This is a genomic window from Cryobacterium sp. TMB1-7 (assembly GCF_004402435.1).
In the GTDB taxonomy this organism is placed as follows: Bacteria; Actinomycetota; Actinomycetes; order Actinomycetales; family Microbacteriaceae; genus Cryobacterium; species Cryobacterium zongtaii.
In genome coordinates, this window is sequence record NZ_SOFZ01000026.1 from 138171 (window position 1) to 144357 (window position 6187).

General features: G+C 65.4%; 6 protein-coding genes. 3 read left to right on the forward strand and 3 right to left on the reverse strand.

Going from position 1 to position 6187, the window contains the following annotated elements:
• The first annotated feature begins 42 nt into the window (after positions 1-42).
• Both E3O60_RS12770 and E3O60_RS12775 read left to right on the forward strand, forming a co-directional pair.
• Positions 43-828, forward strand: coding sequence for a (S)-acetoin forming diacetyl reductase (locus E3O60_RS12770; RefSeq protein WP_088457625.1), 786 nt, complete (start codon positions 43-45; stop codon positions 826-828).
• A 223-nt stretch (positions 829-1051) separates the two neighbouring features.
• Positions 1052-3565: a tandem-95 repeat protein gene (locus E3O60_RS12775; RefSeq protein ID WP_134498318.1), complete on the forward strand. Its 2514-nt coding sequence runs from the start codon at positions 1052-1054 to the stop codon at positions 3563-3565.
• 525 nt (positions 3566-4090) lie between these two features.
• On the opposite strand, the gene E3O60_RS12780 is transcribed toward E3O60_RS12775, so the two are convergent.
• The 3 genes from E3O60_RS12780 to E3O60_RS12790 are packed head-to-tail and all read right to left on the reverse strand — an operon-like array spanning position 4091 to position 5482.
• Positions 4091-4879 carry an alpha/beta fold hydrolase gene (locus E3O60_RS12780; RefSeq protein ID WP_088457623.1) on the reverse strand — a complete coding sequence of 263 codons (789 nt, stop codon included), beginning with the start codon at positions 4877-4879 and terminating at the stop codon, positions 4091-4093.
• Positions 4880-4895: 16 nt separating this feature from the next.
• Positions 4896-5183 (reverse strand): hypothetical protein, encoded by a 288-nt coding sequence (locus E3O60_RS12785; RefSeq protein WP_134407915.1) that lies wholly within the window; start codon positions 5181-5183, stop codon positions 4896-4898.
• An 11-nt stretch (positions 5184-5194) separates the two neighbouring features.
• Positions 5195-5482, reverse strand: a complete 288-nt coding sequence (locus tag E3O60_RS12790; protein WP_134407944.1) for a DUF1905 domain-containing protein — start codon at positions 5480-5482, stop codon at positions 5195-5197.
• Positions 5483-5596: 114 nt separating this feature from the next.
• On the opposite strand from E3O60_RS12790, the gene E3O60_RS12795 reads away from it, so the two are divergent.
• Positions 5597-5995, forward strand: a complete 399-nt coding sequence (locus E3O60_RS12795) for a VOC family protein (RefSeq protein ID WP_088457620.1) — start codon at positions 5597-5599, stop codon at positions 5993-5995.
• Positions 5996-6187 lie beyond the last annotated feature (192 nt).

Genomic DNA, 6187 nt, shown 5'->3' on the forward strand with positions numbered 1-6187 from the left:
CCCGCCGACAGGTTTCGAACAATGAAGATAGGAAGCACGATCATGGCACGCACGGAGAATGGAAAAGTCGCACTCATCACCGGTGGTGGACAGGGAATCGGGCGGACGGTCGCGGAGCGGCTGCACGCTGACGGCTTCAAGGTGGCCATCGCCGACCTGAACCTCGAGACCGCCGTCGCCGTCGCCGAATCGCTCGGTGGCACGGCCGGCGGAGCAATCGCGGTGCACGTCAACGTCTCCGACCGAGACAGCGTCTTCGCTGCGGTCGCGCAGGCCGTCACCGAACTGGGTGGCTTCGACGTGATCGTCAACAACGCCGGCATCGCCCCGACCTCTCCCATCGAGGAGATCACCGAGGAGAGCATCGCGAAGATCTTCTCCATCAACTTCAACGGCGCGGTGTGGGGCATCCAGGCTGCCACCAAGGCGTTCAAGGAACTCGGCCACGGTGGAAAGATCATCAGCGCCGCCTCCCAGGCCGGCCACATCGGCAACCCCGGCCTCGCGTTGTATTCGTCGACGAAGTTCGCCCTTCGCGGTCTGTCCCAGACCGCCGCCCGGGACCTGGCGCCGTTCGGCATCACGGTCAATACCTTCGCCCCCGGCATCGTGAAGACGCCCCTGATGGAGAACCTGGCGAAGAAGCTGGCGACCGACAACGACAAGCCTGAAGCGTGGGGCTGGGAACAGTTCACCAAGGGCATCGCCCTCGACCGCTTGTCTGAAACCGCCGAGGTCGCCGGAGTCGTCTCCTTCCTGGCCGGCCCCGACTCCAACTACATCACCGGCCAGTCAATCGTGGTCGACGGTGGGATGGTCTTCAACTAGTCGCGCTTGACCGCGACCCGGCGCTGCCTCCGGCAGCGCCGGGCGCTCGCGGCACGGGAATCGCCCCATTTTGGGGGTTCGCGGCACGGGATTTACGCCTCTTTCAGCCAATAGGGTTTGGGAGGCCTCGGCTCCGCCCGGACCGAGGCCCCAGTCGCGCCCACGGGGCAGCACTACTTGAGAGGATCGTCGTTTGCGATCGCTACAACGACCCACCCACCGCTTGCTACCGAAACTGGGAAGCGCAGCAGTCGCGGCCGCTCTGGTGACGGGCGGCACGATCATCGCCGTCCCGCAGGCCGCTTTCGCGGCCGAGCCGTTCTCCGAGACGCAGATGCTGGCCACCCAGTCGAACTCTTCCGAGATCGTCGCGCTGGACCGCTCGACCGGAGCTACCACGAAGATTCTGACTGTTCCGGGCGGTGTTGAGGGTCTGAACCAGATCGGTATCACCGGTGACGGCAACACCCTCATGCTCACGAACCCGACCACCGTCTTCGAGTACACGGCATCGTCCGAGACGTGGGAGACTACCGCCCGCGTAGGCACGACAGTGGCGAGCACGATGGGCGGCGTCGACCCGGCCACGGGTCTTTTCTACTACGGCGGACAGGCCACGGGGAGCACGTTCACGTTCCGCAGCTACTCGCCCACCACGAACGCTCTCTCGAGCAGCGTACTGTCCGTCACAGCGGCGGATGCGCCTGGCGGCAACGGTGACCTCTCCTTCGATAGCCGGGGCAACCTCTACTTCGTATCGAGCAACGACCAGACCGCACAGCTGTACCGCGTCGACGCGAATCAGCTCGGCGGCAGCGCCACCGTCGCCGCCACCAAGGTCGGTCCCGTGATCGACTCCCGTCTGGCCCTCAACTCGATGGCCTTCGCGGATGACGGCTTCATCTACATCGCCGGCAGAGGGGCGGACGGCTTCCTCCGGGCCAACCCCGTGACCGGCGCCATCCTGGAGCGCCGCACGCTCAGCGTCGCGATCACCGACCTGGGCACGAACGCCGTTCCCTTCACCGCAGCCGTGACCACGGAACTCCCCGGAGGCCGTGTCGAAGAAGGCGACCAGTTCACCGTCACCATCGGTGGCGGCGGCATCACCACAGGCAACACCGGAACCACCACCGGCACCGAAACATCGGAGACCGTCGGCCCGATCCTCATCCTGCCCGGAGAGACCTACACGGTCGAGCAGACCCCCGCCGGTACCACGAACCCGGACGCCTACAACACGGTCTGGACCTGCGTCGATCCGGCAACCGGTACTCAGGTCACCGGGGGCACCGGAACCTCCGGGCAGTTCACCGTCCCCGCCGGTGTGAAGGACGTCGCCTGCACCTTCACCTCGACCCCCAAGCCCGCCCCCGTGGCGAACGACGATGTGTCGACAGGCAATGAGCTGGGCAAGCCCGTCACGGTCGAGGTGATCGACAACGACTCCGGCGACCTCGACCCGACGACAGTTCAGATCATCGACGGTAAGGGCGACCCCGTCACCAAGCTCGTCGTGCCCGGTGAGGGCACCTGGACGGTCGACCCTGCCACCGGCGCGGTCACCTTCGCCCCGGAGAACGGCTTCTCCGGCAACCCCACGCCGATCACCTACGTGATCTCCGATACGCGCGGCAAGACCGCCATTGCTGACGTCACGATCACGTTCGTCCCGGAGGCCGCGGACGATGAGTCGCTGAACAATGCGCAGGGCAGGTCGGTCCTCGTCGACGTGGTCGGCAACGACCGCGGCGACCTCGACCCGACGACCGTTCGCATCATCGACGGCAAGGGTGACCCGGTCACCAAGCTCGTCGTGCCCGGTGAGGGCACCTGGACTGTCGACCCTGCCACCGGCGCGATCACCTTCGCTCCGGAGGCCGGATTCTCCGGCAACCCGACCTCAATCAGCTACGCCATCGCCGACACCCTCGGCACGGTCACGGCCGCCGACGTCGTTGTCACCTACGTCCCCGGCGCGATCAATGACACGTCGCTCAACAACCCGCAGGGTGACCCGGTCACCGTCAACGTGATCGGCAACGACCGCGGCGACCTCGATCCGACCACTGTGCGCATCATCGACGGTAAGGGTGACCCGGTCAGCAAGCTCGTCGTCACGGGCGAGGGCATCTGGACGGTCGCCCCCGCCACCGGCGCGATCACCTTCACCCCACAGGCCGGCTTCGCAGGCAACCCAACGCCGATCACCTACGAGGTCAGCGACACCGCCGGAAACACCACCACCGCCAACGTCACGATCACGTTCGTTCCGGAGTCAGCGAACGACAAGTCGGTCGGTAACCCGCAGGGTGCCCCGGTCACTGTCGACGTGATCGGCAACGACTCCGGCGACCTCGACCCGGCCACCGTGCGCATCATCGACGGTAGGGGTGACCCGGTCACCAAGCTCGTCGTCACGGGCGAGGGCACCTGGACGGTCAACCCTGCCACCGGCGCCATCACGTTCACCCCACAGGCCGGCTTCACGGGAAACCCCACGCCGGTCACCTACGAGGTCAGCGACACCGCCGGAAACACCACCACCGCGATCGTGACCATCACCTACGCGCCCGCCACGGTAGTTGTCGTGCCCCCGGTTGCCACTCCGGCGGCCACCAGCAAGCTCGCCGCCACTGGAGTCAACGTGGTCGGCGTCGCGGGCACCGGTCTGGGAGTGGTGCTCCTCGGCACGGCGCTCATCCTGTTCCGCCGCCGGCGCCAGCAGCTGGGCTAGCCGCTCCACTGGGCCATCCGCCGGCCTGACAGTACCTTGAACCGCACCCCGAAAGTTGGGCTCCTCATGGGGAGTTCACTTTCGGAGGTGCGGTTCTTGCTGCAACAGATGGAACGCACAGTGATGGCAAGGTCGCGCCCGTCACACTCACTGCATTCGCGGTCGAGTCGCGACGGCCACCGTCCCGCTCGAGAAGCAGGCACTGATTTAGCCCTGGCACGATTGACTTTCAGTGAGGTTCGCCCGCAATGCGAACCTGATGCGCCAGAGACGCTCGCATCGCACCCTGGCGGTTCCCGCTCATTCCCGAGCTCACCCACTGCATCGCTGATGCCCGCGTTCTGCTGGCCGACTGTCTGGGACGACCGATCCCCGATGCGGCTGTGTCGGTTGATGAGACCCGTCACGCTTTCGGGTTCGGGCAAATCGGATTCGGCTTCATCGACTGAGGTGGAGCTGGGAGCCGGTGTCGCCACGGTAACCGTCGAAATCAGCGGCTGGCCGGGGCCCGCGGGGATGTTCCCGTTAGGTGCGAGGCGGCGGGAGAAAGGCCCTGAACTCAGCTATCCACTGGGGGAAGGCATCGAGGTGCGCATCATGGCTTCCGCCGTCGAGGTCGACGCGCGTGACTTTCGAACCACGCGATACGAACTCATCCTTCGCTGCCGCAGAGAACATTCCCTCGGTGCCGAAAACGGCGAGGGTGGGGATGTTGAGGTCGCACCACTCCGGCCAGCGCGGGTGAGCATCCACGTGAGCGATGGTCTCGACCATCACGTCGGGATCGAAGCGCGGCCACAGCCCATCGGGCCGCACCTCGAGGTCGGCGATCCAGGCGCGCGAGAGCGGAGAGTCACCGAGAAAGGCGCGCGCGTGCGATTTGTTGCCGAACGGCACCGGCCAGGACGTGAAGAAGCGACGCATGGCATCTCTGCTTTGTTCGTTGCCGTCCCCGCCGACACCGGCCTCGAGGAGAACGAGACGTTCCACCAGATCGGGCCGGGCACTTGCGACCAGCAGAGCGGTGTGGCCGCCCAGGGATTGGCCGGCAAGGGAAACAGGGCTCCCGAGCACCGACTCGATCACGAACACCACGTCGGCCACATGGGCCGCCCGCGACACGTCGTCCGGAAAGCGGGTGCTGCGTCCGTGACCTCTAGCGTCAACCGTGACCACTCGGTGATCGCCGAGAGCCGCAGCTGTCGCAGCCATCTCGGTGCTGCTGCCCGCCAGGCCGTGAAGGATTACGACCGGAGGCCCAGAGCCTTCGGTGTCGGTGATGTGGAGGTCGATCGCGCCTCGTCTGATTTTCATCGCTAGTGCCGCAACGTCACAAGCGGTCGAGTCTGCGGATTCGGTTTTCGAGACCAACGCGCTTGCGGTTCAGGTTCCACATTGACGTGACGCCGAGCACGAGGGCCTTGCCTTGCGCTGCGGCACTGGGCAGCCCGCGTTCGGCGAGCGCGACCTCGACGGCATCCTTGCCCGCCTGCCGGTGCTCGGCAACGACCTCACGCGCATCCTTCAGCGCGCTGCTGTTGAGCGGATGGTTGTCGATTTGCACGTTGATGTCGGTGAGCTCGCTCTGAGCCTTCACGAGCTTTTCGCTGACGGCCACTGGCCTCCTCCTCAGGTCAACCGCTCTGAAAGCCGGACGACGACGTCGTCGCCTACCTTTTTGCCGAGCTTCTTCCGCAGCTTGGCGCTGATCGAGAGCATGTGACCACCCGATCCGGTGGGCATCAGGCCAGCCGTCACCGGCTGGTCATCCACCTGCGCCACTACCCGGACGGCCTTCCCGGTGCCGAACAGCTCCACCGAACCCGGGACTTCGACACACGACCACATCTCGCCCTTCACCAGTACTCCGATCGGAGCGGTGAAGGAGAACTGCATCGGGCCCTGTTCGGTGCTCATGACAAGGATCTCCAATCGACACGCCTGGATGGACCGTCCGTTCACAGTATCGGCCACCCGCGGCTCATCCCAATAGCAGCTACCCAGCCGGCCAAAGTCTCCTACGGTGATGGCATGACACTAAAACTGGGTTTCATCGGGATCGTGACGGGTGACATGGCCGCTTCGCTGGCCTTCTATCGAGCGCTGGGCGTGCGGATCGAGGAAGGACTCGACGATGCGCCGCACGTCGACGCGAAACTCGATGACGGCACGAGCCTGGCATGGGACACTATCGCGACTATTCGCGGATTCGACCCCGACTACATCGCACCCACGGGCGGCCACCGCATCGCGCTCGCGTTCGACAAAGGCACGCCGGCCGAGGTGGATGCGGCCTTCGCCGAGCTGGTCACCGCCGGTTACGTTGCCCATGTCGAACCGTGGAACGCGCACTGGGGCCAGCGCTACGCGACCCTGTTGGATCCCGATGGCAACTCCGTGGACCTCTACGCCGAGCTGTCCGCGAACTGACGAAAACTCCCGCCGACCCGTCGGAACACACGCTCGACTGACCGGGTTCGCACGTCAATAAGGAAATAGTGAGATTTCAAGGATGCTTTTGGCGGCGGATTCAACCGGTCAGCGCAACACCGGTCGGTTGTGGCTTCGAGAGTAGCTCGTTGAGGGCTTCTTTCGGGGTTTTCCAGTCGAGGGTTTTGCGGG